The organism is Mycobacterium sp. Root265, from assembly GCF_001428895.1.
GTDB lineage: Bacteria > Actinomycetota > Actinomycetes > Mycobacteriales > Mycobacteriaceae > Mycobacterium.
In genome coordinates this window covers 288708-307778 of sequence record NZ_LMJA01000012.1, presented here as the reverse complement: position 1 = coordinate 307778, position 19071 = coordinate 288708, and the positions used below count along the sequence as shown (strand labels likewise).

The following is a 19071-nucleotide window of genomic DNA, read 5'->3' as shown; positions in this document are numbered from 1 at the left end:
CTCGACATCGCAGGGAGCCGGTGGAAGGAGAAGTGGTGTTCGAGCGCGCCAAGTTCATGGTCAGGTTCGCCGGCGCCTACCGACGCTCCCGCGGTAACGGCGGCGAGCACGAGGCGGCGCTGCAGGCCGCCACCGACGCCATGTTCAGGACGAACCGCGTCAACGTGCCGGACTCGGTGTACGAGATGTGGAGTGACCCGGGCGACGAACTCGGATTGGACGGCGGGGACTGGTTCGGCGACGGATCCCTGGAGATCACCGCCGACCACCTCCGGCTGCTGCGCACGGCGCGGCTCGGCTGGGACGGTGCCGAACGCGGGGCGCCGATGTTGGATCCGGACCGGCCGTACGGCCGCGCCGACCTGCTCGCCCAACTGGCCGAGGTCTTCGGGACCGAGGACGCCGACGAACTCGGCCGCCGCCACGTCGAGATGTACTTCCTGCTGGCCCGCGCACTGCGGCACGGCACCCTGGCGCCCGGCCGCTACGCGCTGACGAACCTGCAACCCGCGGAGGTGCGTAGCGCCTTGCGCGGCTACGGCGAACTGTCCGATGACGACGCGGGCCTCGATGATGACGGGCAGGTGATCGTCACCGAGGATCACCTACAGCTGTTGCGCGCCATCGAGATCCGCTGGCCCTCGGAATATGAATGCGGAGACCGGCTCGACGCCGGCCGCTACCCGGCGGCCGCGGCCGATCCGAAACGGCCCTACGGTGACTACACCTTCATCGAGGTGGACATGGCGCGGATCCTCGGCGAGCTGCCACCGCCCTCTGGTTCGGCAGTCTTCGAGCCCGGCCCCGAACTCGCACAACGGCTTCAACGCCTGCACTGGCAGATGCTGGGCACCATGCAGGTGTTCCTGGAACGGATGGAACTGGCGCCCGGCACGTACGGCCTGTACCCCGACCACCGGTGACGCCGGCCGCCCTCGACCTGTCGGGCGACGACCTGCGGGTCGTCGCCCGGTATGTGGCGACGGCAGCCGAAGCGCTGCTTCCGTTCTATACCGACATCCATCCCGATGATCCCCGGCCACGCGACGCCGTCGCGGCGGCGTGGCTCTTCGCCGGCGGTGCGCCACGCACCGCACTGCAGCGCACCACCTCGATGGACGCGCACCGTGCAGCGGCGTCCGCCGCCGGTGAGGTCGCGCGGCTGGCCGCCCAGGCCGCCGGGGACGCGGCGTCCGCCGCCTACCTGCATCCGATCGCCAAAGCACATCAGGTGGGCCACATCCTGCGCGCCGATGCCAACGCCGCACGAATCGCCGAGATCACCGCCGGCTCCGACCCGGCCGCCGCGCAGGGCGCGATAGCGCGGGCCGCCGCCCGCGCCACACCCGAGCTGCGCGAGATTCTGCGGCGCTATCCGCCCGCCCCGGCCGGCCGCACCCGCACCGCTCAGCTGATGGAAATCCTGGACGGCGCGCTGCGGACAACCCCGTAGAACTGGGCAAACACCCGATGCGGGCGACCTGCCCGCCGGCACCGCGTTGCTACGATTGCCGGCGTGCCTGACGAAACCACGCCCGAGGACGACGCCGTCCGCGAGGACACCGCTTCGGAAGACGAAGCCAACGAGGTGAACGGCAGCAAGCAGGCCGCACCCGCAGACACGACCAGCGACGACGCGGAGCAGCCGGCCGGACGCAGCCCGGTGGTCATCGCCGTCATCGCCATGCTGCTGGCCATCGCCACCCTCGGTGCGTCGGCCTACATGTGGCGCAATCCGCTGACCCCCATCGACGCGCCCACCGCACAGCCGACCGAGGCACCGGAGCCGACCTTCACCGACGCCCAGCGCGACGAGGCAAAGGCCAAGGTGTGCGACGCGTTCCTGGTGGTCAGCACCGGGGTGGCCAACAGCAGCGGCCTACAGGCCGCCGACGGTGACGCCATCGGCGCCATCGCCATCGCCACCAACGCACGGCTCGCGCTCTACGGCGGGGGTCAGTACATGCTGAACCGGGTCGACCCCGCCACCGAACCGCAACTCGCCGAGGCCGCACGGGCCTTCGGCAACGCGTTGATGGACGTCGGGGCCGCCGCGGTCGCCAACATCCCGAGCGACGACCCGGCACACCAGGAACGTGTGAAGGATGCCGACGACGAGAACGCCAAACTGCAGGGCATCTGCAACCCGCAGTAGATCAGCCGGCGGCCGGGTCCGGTGTGCGCACCCCGTACGGCGCCGCGTCGAGCAAGGTCACCGACACCTGTGCGCCGCTGGGCACCCGATAGCTGCGCTGTTCCCCGGGACGGGCACCGGAGAGCGCATCGCCCAGCGGCGACTGCGCCGAACACACCTCCAGGTCCCCGAGCTCGGCGATCGGCGTGCCCAGCAGGAAGGTCTCCGTCTCACCGGTGCCGTCGAAGCGCACGGTGAGAATCATTCCGGGTTCCGCGATTCCGTCATCGGCCGGCATCTCGTCGATGGCGGCGTTCATCAGCAGATCCTGGATCTGCCAGATCCGTGCCTTGCGGGCCTGGTGCACATCCCAATCGGTGGTGTCGTCATCGGCGCTCACCGCCAGTAGGTCGGCGAGCTCGGCTTCCATCCGGTCGCGGGCCTGCCTGCTGATCCACACCTGGTGATTCGGGCGCATGGGTTCTCCTCATCGGCCGTCGATCGGGCCGTCCCTTCGATGGTGGCCCGGGCGCACCCCGGGGGCCTTGCCCGGACGGGACAACCGGACCCGTGGTGTTTGTCGGTTCCCGACATGCCTCAGTGCGCTGCGAGCTCGATCGTCATCGCCAGCCGTTTGTGCGGGTCGTCGAGGTCCAGCGTGGTCACCTCCGCCATCTTGCGCAGCCGGTAGCGCACGGTGTTCTCGTGGACACCGAGCGCCTCGCCGGCCTGCGCGAGGTCGCCCTGCGCGGTCAACCAGGCCCGCAACGTCGCCACGTACTGGGTGGACTGCGCGGCGTCGTGACGCCGTAGGTCGGCCACCGGTCCGCGCGCCGGCACCCGGGTGGACCTGGCCGCGGTGCGCAGCCGCTGCAGCAGGATGTCGTGCCACGATTCGTCGTAGGCGGGTACGGCATCCGGGGTCGACGGGTCCTCGTGCAGCGCCAGGCACTCGTCGGCCTCTTGCCGGGCCGCCGCCAGTTCGGTGGCCTCGGCCGGCGCGCTGATACCGGCCCGGATCGTGGCGTGAGCCGGCAGCGCGGCGCGCATCGCGCTCACCCAGCGCCGGGCCGGATCGACATCCTCGCTCGGCAGCACGGTGTAGAGGGTGTTGCGGCCAAGGCTGCTGCGGCCCGGACGGGACCAGCCGAATCCGGAGGTGGCGTGCTCGAACGCGAGCAGTAGCGCGGCATGCGGTTCACCCGCGATGTCGGCGTGCACGGCGATCACCCGCAGCGCGGTCTGGCGCAGCCCGAGCCTGCTGGCCGCCGTGGCGGAATCGGCGGAGCCCTCCAGCAGCCGCGCCACCAGATCGGACTCGACCTGACGTTCCAGGTCGGCGCTCGCGCGGGAGCGCAGGACGTGCATGGCCACGGTGCGTGCACCGTCGGACAGTGCCCGGCGCCGGGTGTCGTCCAGCGGTTCCCGGCACGTCACCCAGACCGAACCGAGCAGTTCGCGGCCGGCCCGCACCGCCACCACCGTCCGCCCGGTCAGGCCGTGGGCGGGATCGGCCTCGACGAACATCGGTTCGTCGGAGATCGACAGGTGTGCGAAAATGCCACGGGCGCTGAGTAACTCGTGCACAGCCGGGGGTGCCTGGCGGTTCAGGATGGTGTCGGCCCGGGCCGCATCGGCGTGCGCCTGCAGCCGCGAGTACGCGAGCAGCCCCGAATGGGCGTCCTCGATGGTGACCGCGCAGCCGATCGAGTCGGCCACGCTGTCGGCCAGCGCGAACAGGTCGGTGGGGCCGCGGCCGGCGGCGGTCTCGCGGCCCTCCAGTACCAGCCCGTAGACGATGGCGGCCAGCTCGCTCCACGGCACCGCCGGGTCCACCACCAGCACCGCGATCCCGGATTCCTCGCCGACGCCGGTGTCGTCACCGCGGCTGAGGACGGCCACCGACTGGCTGGAACGCGCCCACTGCAGCGCCTCGGGCACCGATTGCGCGCCGACGGCCAGTAGTACATCGCCGATGACCGGGCCGCTCCCGGCGGTCGCCTCGTGCAGCACCACACTGCGCAGCACCGCCGAGCGCGGTATCGCCGAGTTGCACAAGCGCACGCCGTAACTGCCCAGGACGTTCACCAGGCGGTCCAGGGTGACCATGAGCCGCTCCTCTATCGTGCCGGATATCCAGCCTAGTCAGCGCCGACTAGCCGGATCCGCAGCAGGTCGGGGGCGATATCGCGGCCGGCGTCGAGATCACCGGCCAGTGCGTCGGCGCGGCCGATCAACCCGGCGACGTCGATGCCGTACCGGGCGGGCAGGTCGATCAGGCGCAGCCGCCCCGATGCCCGGCGCAGCAATGAGGCCGCACCCGAGCGGTTACCGCGTTGCACGTGGGTGATGCCTACCGCCAGCTGCGCCAGGCCCTGCCACAGCGCGCGTTCCTCATCGGGGCCGTCCTTCCACGCAGACTCCAGCACCTCGTGCGCGCCGAATGCCTGCCCGCGGTCGAGCAGATCCTGGGCGTAGCGCAAGGTCTGCGCCGGGGACAGCCGGAGGTCGTCGGGGATGCGTGGCACGCCGGTGCTGCCATAGGGCAGTGGCCGACCCAGCGCATCGCGGGGCCGGGTGTTGCGCGGCCGTCCGGTGTCGTCGCGGTCGCGCTCGGCATCGGAACCCACCGCTACAGCTTGGCAGTAGCCGCTGGCGCCGGGCGGTCCGCATCGACGATCGGGCCTCGCACCGGTAGCTGAGGAACTCCTCAGCGACCGGCGAATAATCCAGCCCGATGCGCGGCAGGTCATGGATTTGCGCACAACCACCGAACCGTTGTCAAATTGTCGCCGTCGTCAGTGGACGAAACCATAACGAGCAAACGTCATATAGTTTCCAGTCATGGTGAACCCTCTGGCGTCCGCGCTGGCCGAGTCGTTGACCGCCGGCGTCGGCGATCTGGTGCTGCTCGCCGACGGCCAGTGGATCCGCCACCCGTGGCCGGAGATCTACGCGCGTGCGGAGAACGTCGCCGAATATCTGCTCACCGAGGACATTCGCCGTCTGGGTCTGGTCGGCGAACCGACCGCCGAACTGATCTCCTCGGTCATCGGTGCCTTCCTGGCAGGCTCGGCGGTGTCCATCCTGCCGGGACCGATCCGCGGTGCCGACACCACGCAGTGGGCGCAGGCCACCCAGGCCCGGTTCCGGGGCATCTCGGCCGGGCGCGTCGGCAGCCAGGGTGTCTATCTCGAAAAGCTCTCCAGCGCTGGCGAATCACCGGACATCTTCGATCTCGCGACGGTGGCGCATCCACGGCGGTCCACAAGCTTGCGGCTGCCGTGCCTGGACGCTCCGGTCGCGATCATGCAGGGCACCGCGGGGTCCACCGGCACGCCCAAGACCGTGCAACTGCCGCCCGCCGCGGTGCTGGCCAATATCGGCGGCCTCAACGACCGGATCGGGGTCCGTCCCGGCGATGTCGGATGCTCCTGGCTACCGCTCTATCACGATATGGGCCTGAGCTTCCTGCTCTCCGGGGCGCTGGCCGGCACCGACGTCTGGCAGGCGCCCACCTCGGCGTTCCAGGCGTCACCGTTCCGCTGGCTGAATTGGCTGTCCGAGAGCGGAGCGTCGGTCACCGCGGCGCCCAACATGGCCTACGGGATGATCGGCAAGTACTCGCGGCGGGTCACCGATGTCGATCTGTCTGCCCTGCGCTTCGCGCTCAACGGCGGCGAACCTGTCGACTGCGAACTGACCGAGCGCTTCGCCACCGAGATGGCACGCTTCGGCTTCTCCGCGGGCGCGCTGTCACCGTCCTATGGTCTGGCCGAATCCACCTGTGCGGTAACGGTTCCGGTGCCGGGCGTCGGTATGCTCATCGATGAGACGGTGTTCACGACCGAGGGCGGCGCCGCGCCGCGCCGGCATGCCATCCTGGGTGCGGCCATCCCCGGGATGGAAGTCCGCATCGAACCCTACGAGAACGCCGCCACCGAGGTCGCCGACCGTGAGCTCGGCGAGATCGCCATCCGCGGCACCTCCATGTTCTCCGGCTACCTCGGCGAGGCGTCCCGTACCACCGAAGAATGGTTCCGCACAGGCGATCTGGGCTACTTCGTCGACGGCGGTCTGGTGGTGTGCGGACGCGCCAAGGAGATCATCACCGTCGCCGGCCGCAACATCTTCCCGGCCGAGGTCGAACGGATCGCCGCACTGGTGCCCGGGGTGCGCGAGGGTGCGGTGGTGGCCGTCGGCGTCGGTGAGGGTTCCATCCGCCCCGGCCTCGTCGTCACCGCGGAGTTCCGCGGCCCCGACGAGCCGGGTGCCCGTGCCGCGCTCATGCAACAGGTCGCCTCGGGCTGCGGTGTGGTTCCCGCCGACGTGGTGTTCGTCAAACCGGGCACGCTGCCCAGGACGTCGTCGGGCAAGCTGCGCAGGCTGGAAGTGAAACGGGGCCTCGAGGTCGCGGCCGGCGGTTAGTTGTTCATCGAGTGCCAGGGGCAGAACGCCACCGTCGCGGTGCCCACCACGAAGGACGCGACATCCTCGGGCACTGCGTCGGATGCCATCACAGTGTCGACCACCGAGAGCTGGCTGACGCCGGTGTCCATGGTGCGGCACAGGTTCTGCGCGCTCGTCAGCGCCGCGGGTGCGGTGTAGAACTCGGGGATGATGCCGGCATTGGTCAACGCGTTGAGATAGGCACGTTCGGTCTTCGGGTCGGCTCCGGCGGGCGCCGCAACAAGTAGCGCAGCCGACGCCACGGTAAGGACGGCCAGGCCGCCGAACAGACTTCTGTGCATGACACGAAGGTAGGTCATCGGCAGCCTCATCAGCGCCCATTCCGGCTTTCGTGGCCCATCCGCAACAATGGAGCGCGATGGCGACCACTGTTGAGACCCGGCCCGGCCCGATCGTCCGGCTGGTCACCCGCGTGACCCGCCGCCGGCTGGGCCTGCCCGGGCCGGCCACCGACTACCGGGTGACCCATGATCTGGCGGCACCGATGCGCGACGGTGTGCGGCTACTGGCCGACCTGTACACCCCGGTGGCCGAACCGCGCGGCACGGTGCTGATCCGCACCCCGTACGGGCGCACCAACCTTCCGGCGACGGTGACCGCCGGGATCTACGCCGAGCGCGGCTACCGCGTCGTGATGCAAAGTGTGCGGGGAACTTTCGGCTCGGAAGGTCACTTCGAGCCCGGCGTCGCCGAGGCCGAGGACGCCGCCGACACGGTGACCTGGATGCGCCGACAGCCCTGGTTCGACGGCGAGTTCGCCACCGTCGGATCGTCCTATCTGGGCTTCACCCAGTGGGCGCTGCTGGCCGATCCGCCTGCGGAGCTCAGCACCTCGGTGATCGGTATGGCCCCGCACGACTTCGCCGAATCCGGTTGGAGCACCGGCGCATTCGCTCTCGCAGATTTCCTGACCTGGAGTTTCCAGGTGGCCCGGCAGGAGGACGGCGGCACGGCTCGGACCGTGCTGCGGATGGTGACGGTGCCGCGGCGGCTGAAAGGTCCGTTGAGCACGGTGCCGCTGAGCGACGCCGGCGCGAAGATGCTGAAGGGCCGCGCCCCGTGGCACGAGTCCTGGCTGCGCACTCCGGACCTGTCCGACCCGTATTGGCGGCCGAGCCGGCTCGGGCATGCGTTGCAGCGGGTCAGCACCCCGGTGCTGCTGGTGACCGGTTGGCAGGACGTCTTCCTGACCCAGACCCTCGATCAGTACCGGCAACTGGCCGACCGCGGCGTGCAGCCCGCACTGGTGATCGGGCCGTGGAGCCACGGCGACGGAGGCGGCGACGTGCTGCGCGATTCATTGCGCTGGCTGGACGGCGAACGCCCCGTTGGGGTGCGGGTGCACGTCACCGGCGGCGGGGGATGGCGGCAGCTGCCGGCCTGGCCACCGCCGACTGCGCAGCGGGTGCTGCACCTGCGGCCACGGGCCAGACTCGGCGCCGAACCCGCACCGGCCGGTGACCCCGTGGCCCGGTTCGTGTTCGATCCCGCGGAGCCGACGCCGACCATCGGCGGACGATTGTTGTTCGCCCCGCGCGGCTACCGTGACGACACCGCGCTGGCCGCCCGCGGCGACGTCGTCACCTTCACCGGCCCGGTGCTCGACGAAGCGCTGGAGGTGATCGGCGTCCCGCGAATCGAGTTGGCGCACAACACCGATACCGGCTGGGCCGATGTGTGGGTGCGGATCAGCGAGGTCGACGCCGACGGCCACTCTCGCAATGTCAGCGACGGCTACGTCACCCGGACGCCGGGGGACCAGGACACGCTGCGGCTGGACCTCGACCCGATCGCGCACCGCTTCGCCGCCGGTGCGCGCATCCGGGTGTCGATCGCGGGCGGGTCGCATCCGCGGTTCGCCCGCAACCCCGGCACCGGTGAGCCGGTGTGGTCGGCGTCGCGGCTGCTGCGCGCCAGCCACGAGATCGGCCCGGGCTCGCGGCTCATCCTCCCCGTCCCCGAGTGACTTGCGCACACTCAGTAACGCTCACCGTTACCAATGGTGCGGAAATCGCGGGGTGTCAGCGGACTTTGAGGACGACCTTGCCCTTGGCGCTGCGGTTCTCCAGCGACGCGATGGCCTCGCCGGCACGCTCCAGCGGGTACACGATGGGCTCGGGCGCGCTGACCGCACCGGAGGCCAGCAGCGGCGCCAGTTCGGCCCACTGCTGCGCCAGATAACCCGGGTGCGTTCCGGTCCAGGCGCCCCACCCGACACCGATGGCGTCGACATTGTTGAGCAGCAACCGGTTCACCTTGACCGTCGGGATCTCGCCGCCGGTGAAACCGACCACCAGCAGCCGTCCGCCCGGAGCCAGTGAGCGCAGCGAATCGGTGAAGCGGTCGCCACCGACCGGGTCCAGCACGATGTCCACGCCCCGGCCGCCGGTGAGCTCCTTGACCGCGTCCTTGAAACCGTCGGCCAGCACCACATCGGATGCCCCTGCCGCCCGGGCGATCTCGCCCTTCTCCTCGGTGCTCACCACCGCGATGGTGCGCGCCGCGCCGAACGCCGGGGCCAGCCGCAGCGTCGAGGTGCCGATACCGCCTGCCGCGCCGTGCACCAGCACCGTCTCGCCCTCGGCGATCCGGCCGCGGGTGCGCAGCGCGAAGTGCACCGTCAGATCGTTGAACAACACCCCGGCGCCGGCCTCGAAGGACACGTTGTCGGGCAGAGCGAAGACCCGGTCCTCGGGCAGCGTCACCACCTCGGCCATCCCGCCGGTCAGCATGGTCAGCCCGGCGACCCGGTCACCGGCGGCCACCGCGGCGCCGGCCGGGGCGCTGCGCACCACACCGGCGATCTCGGCGCCCGGCACATAGGGCAGCGGCGCCTTGTACTGGTAGAGGCCGCGGGTCTGCAGCGCATCCGGGAACGCCACCCCGGCCGCGTGCACGTCGATCACCACCCCGTCGGCGGTGGGTTCGTCGATGTCCACCAGCTCTGCAGCGTCGGGACCGTCCAACCGGGGTATCTGTATGGCACGCATGACTCACCATTTAACATGCGTCAAGTGATCAAGGCACGTGCCGCGGTGCTCCTCGAACCCGGACAGGACCCGCAGCTCAGTGATGTCGAATTGCGCGACCCGGTGGGTGACGAGGTGCTGGTGCGCATCGATGCCGTCGGGATCTGCCACACCGACATCACCATGGCGTCGATCTTCGGCAAGACGCCCATGGTGTTCGGCCACGAGGGCGCGGGCACCGTCGTCGCCGTCGGCCCGCAGGCCGCCCGCCGGGTCGGCGAGCAGGTCGTGCTGACCTTCGCCAGCTGCGGTACCTGCGGCAACTGCGCGCAGGACCGGCCCGCCTACTGCGACCAGTCGACCAACCTCAATATGCGCGGCAGCCGCCGCGACGAGACCAGCGCCCTGCGCCTGGGCGGGGCGCCCATCACCGGAGGCTTCTTCGGGCAGTCCAGCTTCGCCACCCACGCCATCGCCGGCAGCCGCAACGCGGTACCGCTGCCCGACGGTTTCGATCCGGCACTGGCCGCGCCGCTGGGCTGCAGCGTGCAGACCGGCGTCGGCGCGGTCCTCAACGTGATCGGGGCCGCCCCGAGCTTCGCGGTCTTCGGCGCCGGCGCCGTCGGGCTGTCCGCGGTCATGGGCGCGCGGATCGGCGGGGCTGCCACCATCATCGCGGTCGACCCGATCGCCGAGCGGCGCGCGCTGGCCACCGAGCTGGGCGCCACCCACACCATCGACCCGACCGCGGGTGACGCCGCGGCCGAGATCCTGAGCGTGACCGGGGGAGTCGCCGGCGCGGTGGACACCACCGCACGCCCCGATGTCATCGGCTCTGCGGTGGGCGTGCTGGCCTCGCGCGGCACGCTGGCCCTGGTCGGTCTCGGTGCGCCGACCGCCGAGCTACCGGTGACGCTGATCATGGCAAAGGGCCTGACGGTGCGCGGCGTGGTGGAGGGCGACAGCGACCCGCAGGTGTTCATCCCGCAACTGGCCGAGTACCACCGCCGCGGTCAACTGCCGCTCGACAAGCTGGTCAGCAGCTACCCGTTCGACGACTTCGACCAGGCGTGGGCCGCCGCGAAAGCCGGCCGGGCAATCAAGCCGGTGCTGGTCACCGGGCGTTAAGATCCATCCCCAGGCAATGGGGCCGACGATTGGAGCAACCACGATGACGCTGCCCGCGCTCCCGCCGGCCAACACCGTGCACGTGCGTTCCTTCGACGGAACCCGGCTGCATGCCCGGGTGTTCGGTCCCGACGACGGCTATCCGATCGTGCTGGCGCACGGCATCACCTGCGCCATCGAGGTCTGGGCCCACCAGATCGCCGACCTGGCCCGCGACTACAAGGTGATCGCCTACGACCACCGCGGGCACGGCCTCAGCGAGGCACCGCGCGGCCGCAAGGCCTACAGCCTCAACCATCTGGCCGCCGATCTCGATGCGGTGCTCGACGCGACGCTCGCGCCGGGACAACGCGCGGTGATCGCCGGGCACTCGATGGGCGGTATCGCGATCAGCGCGTGGTCACAGCGCTACCCGCACCGCGTCGCGCAGTGCGCCGACGCCGTCGCGCTCATCAACACCACCACCGGTGACCTACTGCGCGATGTGCAGCTGGCTCAGGTGCCCACGGCGCTGGCGGCCACCCGCATCCGCGGCGCGGGAACCCTGCTCAAGACGTTCGGTGCCACCCCGGTACCCAAGCTCGCCGACCGGGCCAACAAGCGGTTCGTGGCCTATCTCGCGGTGGGCCGCGATGCCGATCCGTCGATCGCCGAACTGGTGTATCAGCTGTTCGCCTCCACCCCGCCCGCGGGCCGCGGCGGCTGGGCCCGGGTGCTGGTCGACGGTCTTGGCGAGCAGCATATTTCACTGCGGAACCTGACCGTGCCCACGCTGGTCATCGGCAGCACAAAGGACCGGTTGTTGCCGATCAACGCGTCGCGGCACATCGCCGAGCACGCCCCGAACCTCGCCGAGTTCGTGGAGCTGCCCGGCGGGCACTGCGCCATTCTGGAATGCCCCGATGAGGTCAACCGCACGTTGCGCTCGCTCGCCGAATCGGTTGCACAGCAGCGGCTCAGCTCCTGAGGTAGGCCCCCACCTCGGCCGCCGCGCGGTGCCCGGAGCGCACCGCGCCGTCCAGGAACCCGGTCCACTGATCGGCGGTTTCGGTTCCGGCCCAGAAGATTCCGTCCACCGGTGTGCGCAGGTGCCTGCCGTGCTCGACCCACGCGCCGGGCGGTACCGCCGCGGTCGGCCCGCCGGGGGCGAACGGCTCGGCGCTCCAGCAGTGATCCAGGTAGTCGATGGGGGTGGCGGCGGCATCACCGAACAGCGTCGTGAAACACGCGAGTGCGCGTTCGCGGCGCACCTCGGGTGCCAGGTCGTCGAAGTTGCGGGCGTCGGCGAACCCCAGCAGGACCCCGGGGCCGTCATCGCCGGGGCTGACATCGAAGGTGATGAAGATCGGGCCCTCGTCGGACAGCGCCTCGCCGGAGCACCCGCCGGTCCGCCAGAACGGTTTGTCGTAGGCGGCGTAGACCTTGCTGAGATTGCCCTGCGGCCAGTGCGTCGCGAGTTGCGTGTAGCCCACGGGCAATGGCGGATCGAAGGTGATCGCCGCCCGGTGCGCGGGCGCGATCGCCAGCACGACGGCGGCCGCCGAATGCTCACCGCGCGCGGACTGCACGGTGAAACCCGAACCGGTGCGGGTGATGCGCTGCACCGGGGCGCCGGTGAGCACCCGGTCACCGAGTTCGGCGGTGATGCGCTGGGCGATCTGCTGGGTGCCCGCGGGGAAGCGGTCCTGCTGGGCACCGCCCTTGACGTCGAGCATCCGTCCCAGCCCACCGGCGGTCTTGACGTAACGCACCGCGTGCAGCATTGACACGTCGGCGGGTTCGCACCCCCACGTCACCCGCGCCATGATGGCCATCAGGTTGCGGGTGGAGGCGCTCGCATGCACCGCGCGCAGCCAGCCCTCCAGGCTCTTCTGGTCCAGCCGGTGCGCGGCCGGCGCCGCCCAGGTGTCGCTCACCGGGATGAGTCGGCTCAGCCGGTCGAAACGCCACTGGATGCGGGACACGTCGAGCAGTTCGATCAGCGACAGTTTCGGGATGGTGCTGCGGTAGGAGCGCACCTTGCCGTGCCAGCGGATGAGGTTCTTGCCGCGGCTGTAGGTCGGCACGGTGTCACAACCCAGTTCGGCGGCCAGCGCAATCACGGCGTCCTGGGTGGGACCGACGAACGTCGCGCCCAGATCGACCGGGACCCCGGCCAGCGTCGCGGTGTAGGAACGACCCCCGACCCGGTCGCGGCCTTCGAGCACCACCACCGCGTGCCCGCGCTTGGTCAACTCCCGTGCCGCCGACAGTCCTGCGAATCCGGCCCCCACCACGATCACATCGGTCACAGCACCAGTGTGGCCATTGCCCGGGCGATTGCGTGCGTTTTCGCACCGGTGTCGCATTAGGGTGAGGCGCTGTGAAGGTGATGACTGCGCTGTTCGGTCCTGTGGGAGCCATCGAACGCACCGAGGCGTTGCGTGATGCCGGTGCCAGCGGGGTGTTCACCTTCGAAGGCCCGCACGACGTGTTCACGCCGTTGACGCTGGCCTCCACCGTCGGCGGACTGGACCTGATGACCAATGTGGCGATCGCGTTCCCGCGCAATCCGATCCATCTGGCGCACCAGGCCATCGATCTACAGATCCTGACGAAGGGCCGGTTCACCCTCGGGCTGGGCACCCAGATCCGCACCCAGATCGAGAAGCGGTTCGGCGCGGACTTCGACCGCCCGGTGGTGCGGATGACCGAACTCGTCGCGGCGCTGCGCGCCATCTTCGACACCTGGTCCACCGGCCAACGTCTGGACTTCCGCGGTGAGTACTACCGGCACACCCTGATGACGCCGACGTTCACCCCGCGCGACAACCCGTACGGCCCACCGCCCATCTACGTCGGCGCGCTGGGCCCACGACTGACCAAGGCCACCGCACAGCACGCCGACGGTCTGCTGGTGATGCCGTTCGGGAACAAGAAGTTCCTGCACGAGGTCACCATGACCGCCGTCGACGAGGGCCTCGCCGCGGGCGGACGCACCCGCGCCGACCTGGCGATCGTCCCCGAGATCATCGTGTCGGTGGGCGAGGACCACACGGCCACCCGGCAGCTGCTGGCGTTCTACGGGTCCACCCCGGCGTACCGGCCGGTGCTAGACATCCACGGCTGGGGCGACCTGCAGCCCGAGCTGAACGCGTTGTCCAAGCAGGGCCGCTGGTCGGAGATGGGCGCGCTGATCGACGACGATGTGCTGCACACCATCGCCGCGTGCGGCACCCCGGCGCAGGTGGCGGCCCATATCCGGAACCGCGTCGACGGCATCTCGGACCGGATCTGCATCTACCAGCCCGGGCCGATCGAAACGGAATTGCTGGCCCAGATCGTTGACGAGCTGCGCACCTGAGGTCCTAAGGTGGGGTGGTACGGGGCAGGACCACAAGGAGGTTGTCCGGTGTCCAACGCAGCTGAGACCGAACCCGAGTTCTCCGATGTGCTCATCATCGGGGCCGGCATCTCGGGCATCAACGCCGCCTACCGCATCCAGGAGCGCAATCCAGGATCGAGCTACACCATCCTGGAGCGGCGCGCGCGCATCGGTGGCACCTGGGATCTGTTCCGCTACCCGGGGATTCGTTCCGACAGCGATATCTTCACCCTGAGCTACCCCTATGAGCCGTGGACCCGTCGCGAGCACGTCGCCGACGGCGCCGATATCCGCGAGTACCTGACCACGACGGCCCGCAAGCACGGCATCGACCGGCACATCAGGTTCGACACCCGGGTGTCCTCGGTGGACTGGGATTCGGCGACCGACACCTGGACGGTGCACGCCGAGCAGGACGGGGTGGCCATCACCCACCGCGCCCGGTTCGTGTTCTTCGGCACCGGCTACTACAACTACGACCAGGCGCACACCCCGGAATTCCCCGGCATCGAGTCCTTCGCCGGGACCGTCGTGCATCCGCAGTTCTGGCCCGAGGACCTCGATTACGCCGGTAAGCGGATCGTGGTCATCGGCAGTGGCGCCACCGCGATCAGCCTGGTCCCCGAGTTGGCCGAGACGGCCGCCCACGTGACCATGCTGCAACGCTCACCGACCTACATGATGTCGATGCCTGCGGTGCCCAAGCCGATGCAGGCGGTGCGGAAAGTGCTGCCGCGCAAGATCGCCCATCAGGTCGTCCGGTTCCGCAACGCCTGGTACCACTTCCTGCTGTACATGTTCTTCCGCAAGGCGCCGGGCATCGGCCGCAAGGTGATCCGCCGGGCCACCATCGCCGAACTGCCCGAGGGCTACCCGGTCGACGTCCACTTCAAGCCGCGTTACAACCCGTGGGACCAGCGGATGTGCCTGGTGCTCGACGGCGATCTGTTCGAGGACATCAGCGCCGGGCGTGCCGAGGTGGTGACCGATCACATCGAGCGCGTCGACGCCGAGGGCATCGTGCTCACATCGGGGAACCGGATCGACGCCGACATCATCGTCACCGCGACCGGCCTGCAACTGCAGTCACTCGGCGGCATCGAGATCACCATGGACGGCAAGCGGGTCGATCCGACCGAGCGGTTCGTCTACAAGGAGCACCTGCTCGAGGACGTCCCCAACATGGCCTGGTGTATCGGCTACACCAACGCATCGTGGACGCTGCGCGCCGACATGACCGCGCGGGCGGTGGCCAAACTGTTGGCCTACATGGATTCCCACGGCTACACCAGCGCCTACCCGCACCTCGGCTCGACCGTCATGCCGGAGAAACCGGCCTTCGATCTCGATGCCGGCTACGTCAAACGGTCCCCGCACGCACTGCCCAAGTCGGGGACGAAGCGACCGTGGAACGTGCGGCACAACTATGCGCTGGACACCTTCGAGCACCGCTTCGACCGGATCGAGGAGTCGATGGTGTTCGGCAGGGTGCAGGCCGGTTCCGCCGCTTCCCCGCGAGCGAGCGTGTCTGAGGGCGACACGCCGCCCGCCAGCCAGAGTTTGCGCACCGTCGCGGGCTAGAACTCACGGGTTCCGGATGGTCAGGCCGGTCGCCAGCAGCTGCGTCGCGGACAGACCGAACGTCGTCTTGAACCGGTCGGCCAGATGCGACGGGCTGGCGAACCCGGCCTCCACCGCCGCGGTGGTGAGATTCTGTCCGGCGGCGATCTGCGTGCCGGCGCGCATCAGCCGGCTCCACAGCCGGTAGCGGCGCAGGCTGGACCCGATCTCCTGACGGAACAGGTGTAGGAAACGGGATTCGGACAACCCGACCGACGCGGCGAGCTCGGCAGCCGATACCGCGGCCGCCGGGTCGTCGCGGATCTGCTTGGCGGCCAGTTCGATTCGTGGGTCGATCACCCGAACATCGGAGGGTGCAGCGATATCCAGCCAGTGCAGCGCCTCGACATCACCGGTGGGTGGGGTGAGCAGGTCGGCCTCGGCGGCGTGGTGGACGCCGATGCCCACGCGGAACTCATCGAACTGCGCGCGGCAGGCGGCGGATCGCTGCGAAGCCGGATCGAGGTAACAGGACACCAAGGATCCCGTGATCGTCAGATGGTGCACCAACCGCGGCGGGATCAGCGCCGTGCGGGCTTCGATGTGCTGCTCGCCGACCCGCACCGTCAGGGGACCGTCCACCCCGACGGCCAGACACCACACCGCACCGGAGTGCGGCTCCAGGCCCAGGCCGGGGCCGGAGTAGAGGGCCTGGCCCGGCCACAACCACACCGCCGGATAGCAGGTTTGCGGAAGCGGAGCGGGTGTTCGGGGCGACATGCTGGACTCCTCGTCAACTGATCCGGAGGTTACCGTGGTCCCAGCAGTGATCGTCATCGTCGGGGTGTTCTTTCTCGGCATGGGCCTGTACGCGCTGGCCGCGCCCGGGGCGATGCTGCGCCCGTTCGGGTTCGCGCTGGGCTCCGATGTGCAGCGCGCGGAAGTGCGTGCGGTGTATGGCGGTTTCGGGTTGGCCATCGCCGCGGTGCTCGGGTATGCGGCGGCCACGCCGGGGGAGCTGCGCACCGGAGTACTGATCACCGTCGGTACGGCACTGGCCGGGATGGCGTTCGGCCGCGTCGCGTCCGCGGTGCTGGGTGACCGGACGGCGTTCTACCCCAACTGGTTCTACTTCCTGGTGGAAGCGGTGGCTGCCGGCGCGCTGTTCTGGGCGGCCTAGACGTCAGGGGGCGACGGTGAGCCAGTCGGCGAACCCGGACGGGTCGTGCCGGCCCAGCGCGCCGTGCTCGAACAAACCCCAGCCCTCGACCGGGGCCTTGTCGCCTTCGGTGCAGACCGCCCGGCCCACATGGTCGATGACCCCGAAACCTGACCGGCCGACGATTGCCGGGTCGGTCATGTCGTAGGTGAGCCGCTCGGTGAACTTCTCGCCCTTCCACACGCCGTGGATCCAGTCCGAGTCGCCGCCGTAACCGCCGCCGACGTGAATCGGTACCGGCAGTTTGGATTCCACGTCGAAGCGCAGCGCGGTGCCGTCCGGCGCGGTGGCGTCGATGGTGGCGCCGGTGGGGATGCGGGTTCCCGAGCGGTAGTGGATCTTCACCCGCGGCCAGCCGAGCTGTTCGACGCGACCGTCCTTGAAGATCCGGGTGCAGTCGTTGAGCGAGCGGAACCCGTCCGGGGCCTCCTGGATGATGATGACGATCGAGTAGTCGTCGAAGGCGACCGGCACGTAGAGCCACCACATGCCCTCGAACGGCGGATCGGCGGGACGTCCGGCCGGCTCGGCCTCGCCGATCGGGCGGATCCCCCAGGACCGGTCGCGGGAGCCGATCCAGGTCGCCGGGTCCACCGCGATGCGTTCCCCGTCGATCTCCAGATGCCCGCTCCACGAACCCAACTGGGCGAAACGCTGAGCGTCCAAGGTGACCCGGGTGCCCTGGCGCATCAGGTGTCGCTGCTCCTGCACCACGTCGAACAGGCCGTTCCAGGTGAGGTCGGCGGCGATACCGTCGGTCTCCTCCAGGGTGATCCGCAGACTGTGCAGTGGATCGGTGACGTCGATCCGGTAGCCGTTGACGTGCTGGTTCAGCCGGTCCTGATCGAGCGCATCGGACAGGTGCACCGCGGTCTGGACGTCTCCGCGGCGTACCAGCAGGAAGGCGTCCTTCACCCCGAGGTTGGGGTAGTAGCCCAGCCCGGTGATGACGAAGATGTCGCCGGTGCGGTCGTGGGCATTGAAGTAGGAACGGTCATAGAAGTTCCGGTCCGAGGACCCCGGCCACGCAATGGGCTGCGGAACCTGGTGTACCGGAAACTCATCCATCGGTCCGAGCACTTATGACTCCTCATCTTGCAGCAACCGCCGTAACAGGGATGCGTGGTAGAAGGTGGTCTCGACATCTTCGGGCTGTTCCATTTCCCCGAAGTGCACGCGGCGGGCGGTGGTGCGCATGAACACGCAGCACCAGATCACCGCTGAGTAGATGTAGAACCAGTGCAGATCGCCCAGGGTGGCACCGGTCAGTCGTTCATAGGTGGCGCGCACATCCTCTTCGCGCAACACGTCCGGCAGGCCGGGCAGCCCGGCCAGACCGGCGAGCTCCTGGAACACCATGTGGGCGAAGATGATCCACGAGACGTCCAGCTCGCGCGGGCCGACCGTCGCCATCTCCCAGTCGAGCACCGCGACCGGCCGGAAGTCCCGGTACAGCACGTTGCCGACGCGGGAGTCGCCCCAGGTCAGTACCGGGGTGGACGCCGCGACATCGGTGGGGAAGTGCTCTTCGAGCCACTGCAGCGCCTGCTCGACCAGCGGTGAGCGGCCGATATCGGGCACCGCGAACTCGTACCATTCCTTGAGCCAGCCGAAATGTCGGCGCAGCGGGGTGTCGCCGGGCGGGTCGACCTCGGCCAGAAAGGAAAACTGTTGTGCTGCATCGGGAATGGCGTGCAGCTTGGCCAGCACCTCGACCGTGGTGTCCTGCAGGTCGCGCTGGCGCTCGGGTGTGGCGTCGGCGAACCAGTTCCCGCCGAAGGTGTAGGGCATCACATCCGGCGGCACCTCGCCGTCGACGCGGTCCATCAGGAAGAACGGTGTGCCCAGCACGTCGCCGGTGGTGTCTATCCAGCGGACCCGCGGCACCGGCACCTCGGTGAGCTCGTCGACCAGGCGCATCAGCTCGAACTGGTGGTCCAGCCGGTAGGAGGAGAACACCGGCACATCGGTGGCGGTGGGCGCCACCCGGGCGACCAGGCGCTGCTCGTCGTCGCCCCATCGCGCGGTGAGCAGGATGGTCTCCGAGGACATGCCGTTGGCATCGACACCGTTCTCGATGGTGACCTCGGGCGCCTGCCGTTCGGGCAGCACCGAGGCCAGCCACCGCGACAGCTGCTCGGGTAGAGCGAGGGTGTCGCGGCTGGAATGCTGGAGGCGGCTGACGTCCTCGACAGCCGGTTCGTTGGCCACGGTTGTTCCTTCCGGC

Annotated in this window: 19 protein-coding genes; 10 read left to right on the top strand and 9 right to left on the bottom strand. The window is 69.5% G+C overall.

The window, feature by feature from the left end:
* The first annotated feature begins 20 nt into the window (after positions 1-20).
* The 3 genes from ASE48_RS13565 to ASE48_RS13555 all read left to right on the top strand — a co-directional run bounded on the left by ASE48_RS13565 (position 21) and on the right by ASE48_RS13555 (position 2155).
* Positions 21-923 (top strand): hypothetical protein, encoded by a 903-nt coding sequence (locus ASE48_RS13565; RefSeq protein WP_235571142.1) that lies wholly within the window; start codon positions 21-23, stop codon positions 921-923.
* The gene (locus ASE48_RS13560; RefSeq protein ID WP_057167615.1) at positions 920-1453 is read left to right on the top strand and encodes a putative immunity protein; all 534 of its coding nucleotides are present in this window, start codon (positions 920-922) and stop codon (positions 1451-1453) included. The genes ASE48_RS13565 and ASE48_RS13560 overlap by 4 nt, the downstream gene beginning before the upstream one ends.
* A gap of 63 nt (positions 1454-1516) precedes the next feature.
* The gene (locus ASE48_RS13555; protein ID WP_057167614.1) at positions 1517-2155 is read left to right on the top strand and encodes a hypothetical protein; all 639 of its coding nucleotides are present in this window, start codon (positions 1517-1519) and stop codon (positions 2153-2155) included.
* Between the two features lies 1 nt (position 2156).
* On the opposite strand, the gene ASE48_RS13550 is transcribed toward ASE48_RS13555, so the two are convergent.
* The 3 genes from ASE48_RS13550 to ASE48_RS13540 all read right to left on the bottom strand — a co-directional run bounded on the left by ASE48_RS13550 (position 2157) and on the right by ASE48_RS13540 (position 4764).
* On the bottom strand, positions 2157-2612 hold the full coding sequence (locus ASE48_RS13550) for a GreA/GreB family elongation factor (protein ID WP_057167613.1): 456 nt from the start codon (positions 2610-2612) through the stop codon (positions 2157-2159).
* 119 nt (positions 2613-2731) lie between these two features.
* A complete protein-coding gene (locus tag ASE48_RS13545; RefSeq protein ID WP_057167612.1) occupies positions 2732-4243 on the bottom strand; it encodes a PucR family transcriptional regulator in 1512 nt (503 codons plus the stop codon).
* A gap of 32 nt (positions 4244-4275) precedes the next feature.
* Positions 4276-4764, bottom strand: coding sequence for a DUF309 domain-containing protein (locus tag ASE48_RS13540; protein ID WP_057167611.1), 489 nt, complete (start codon positions 4762-4764; stop codon positions 4276-4278).
* Positions 4765-4981: 217 nt separating this feature from the next.
* On the opposite strand from ASE48_RS13540, the gene mbtM reads away from it, so the two are divergent.
* Positions 4982-6562, top strand: coding sequence for a long-chain-fatty acid--ACP ligase MbtM (gene mbtM / locus ASE48_RS13535; protein ID WP_057167755.1), 1581 nt, complete (start codon positions 4982-4984; stop codon positions 6560-6562).
* On the opposite strand, the gene ASE48_RS13530 is transcribed toward mbtM, so the two are convergent.
* Positions 6559-6885, bottom strand: a complete 327-nt coding sequence (locus tag ASE48_RS13530) for a DUF732 domain-containing protein (protein WP_162264222.1) — start codon at positions 6883-6885, stop codon at positions 6559-6561. The two genes, mbtM and ASE48_RS13530, sit on opposite strands and share 4 nt — an antisense overlap.
* 77 nt (positions 6886-6962) lie before the next feature.
* Here ASE48_RS13530 and ASE48_RS13525 point away from each other — a divergent pair, with 77 nt between their 5' ends.
* Positions 6963-8570, top strand: a complete 1608-nt coding sequence (locus ASE48_RS13525; protein ID WP_082614159.1) for a CocE/NonD family hydrolase — start codon at positions 6963-6965, stop codon at positions 8568-8570.
* A 55-nt stretch (positions 8571-8625) separates the two neighbouring features.
* Here the strand turns inward: ASE48_RS13525 and ASE48_RS13520 are convergent, their stop codons facing one another.
* Entirely contained in the window at positions 8626-9594 is a 969-nt protein-coding gene (locus tag ASE48_RS13520) for an NADPH:quinone oxidoreductase family protein (protein ID WP_057167609.1), read from the bottom strand.
* Positions 9595-9621: 27 nt separating this feature from the next.
* On the opposite strand from ASE48_RS13520, the gene ASE48_RS13515 reads away from it, so the two are divergent.
* Together ASE48_RS13515 and ASE48_RS13510 are read left to right on the top strand one after the other, a co-directional pair.
* Complete coding sequence (locus ASE48_RS13515) at positions 9622-10701, top strand: NAD(P)-dependent alcohol dehydrogenase (protein WP_442928721.1); 1080 nt, start codon at positions 9622-9624, stop codon at positions 10699-10701.
* A gap of 43 nt (positions 10702-10744) precedes the next feature.
* Entirely contained in the window at positions 10745-11668 is a 924-nt protein-coding gene (locus ASE48_RS13510) for an alpha/beta fold hydrolase (protein WP_057167607.1), read from the top strand.
* Here ASE48_RS13510 and ASE48_RS13505 read toward each other — a convergent pair.
* A complete protein-coding gene (locus ASE48_RS13505; RefSeq protein ID WP_057167606.1) occupies positions 11658-12992 on the bottom strand; it encodes a flavin monoamine oxidase family protein in 1335 nt (444 codons plus the stop codon). The two genes, ASE48_RS13510 and ASE48_RS13505, sit on opposite strands and share 11 nt — an antisense overlap.
* An 80-nt stretch (positions 12993-13072) precedes the next feature.
* Here ASE48_RS13505 and ASE48_RS13500 point away from each other — a divergent pair, with 80 nt between their 5' ends.
* Both ASE48_RS13500 and ASE48_RS13495 read left to right on the top strand, forming a co-directional pair.
* Positions 13073-14044, top strand: coding sequence for a TIGR03617 family F420-dependent LLM class oxidoreductase (locus ASE48_RS13500; protein ID WP_057167753.1), 972 nt, complete (start codon positions 13073-13075; stop codon positions 14042-14044).
* A gap of 48 nt (positions 14045-14092) precedes the next feature.
* Positions 14093-15646 (top strand): flavin-containing monooxygenase, encoded by a 1554-nt coding sequence (locus ASE48_RS13495; RefSeq protein WP_057167605.1) that lies wholly within the window; start codon positions 14093-14095, stop codon positions 15644-15646.
* Positions 15647-15649: 3 nt separating this feature from the next.
* On the opposite strand, the gene ASE48_RS13490 is transcribed toward ASE48_RS13495, so the two are convergent.
* Positions 15650-16405, bottom strand: a complete 756-nt coding sequence (locus ASE48_RS13490; RefSeq protein WP_057167604.1) for a helix-turn-helix domain-containing protein — start codon at positions 16403-16405, stop codon at positions 15650-15652.
* Between the two features lie 34 nt (positions 16406-16439).
* Between ASE48_RS13490 and ASE48_RS13485 the strand changes: the two genes are divergently transcribed.
* Complete coding sequence (locus tag ASE48_RS13485) at positions 16440-16805, top strand: DUF4345 domain-containing protein (RefSeq protein ID WP_235571140.1); 366 nt, start codon at positions 16440-16442, stop codon at positions 16803-16805.
* A gap of 3 nt (positions 16806-16808) precedes the next feature.
* Here ASE48_RS13485 and ASE48_RS13480 read toward each other — a convergent pair whose 3' ends face one another.
* Both ASE48_RS13480 and ASE48_RS13475 read right to left on the bottom strand, forming a co-directional pair.
* A complete protein-coding gene (locus tag ASE48_RS13480; protein WP_200962150.1) occupies positions 16809-17912 on the bottom strand; it encodes a hypothetical protein in 1104 nt (367 codons plus the stop codon).
* 12 nt (positions 17913-17924) lie between these two features.
* The gene (locus ASE48_RS13475; protein WP_057167601.1) at positions 17925-19055 is read right to left on the bottom strand and encodes a phosphotransferase family protein; all 1131 of its coding nucleotides are present in this window, start codon (positions 19053-19055) and stop codon (positions 17925-17927) included.
* Between the last annotated feature and the right edge of the window lie 16 nt (positions 19056-19071).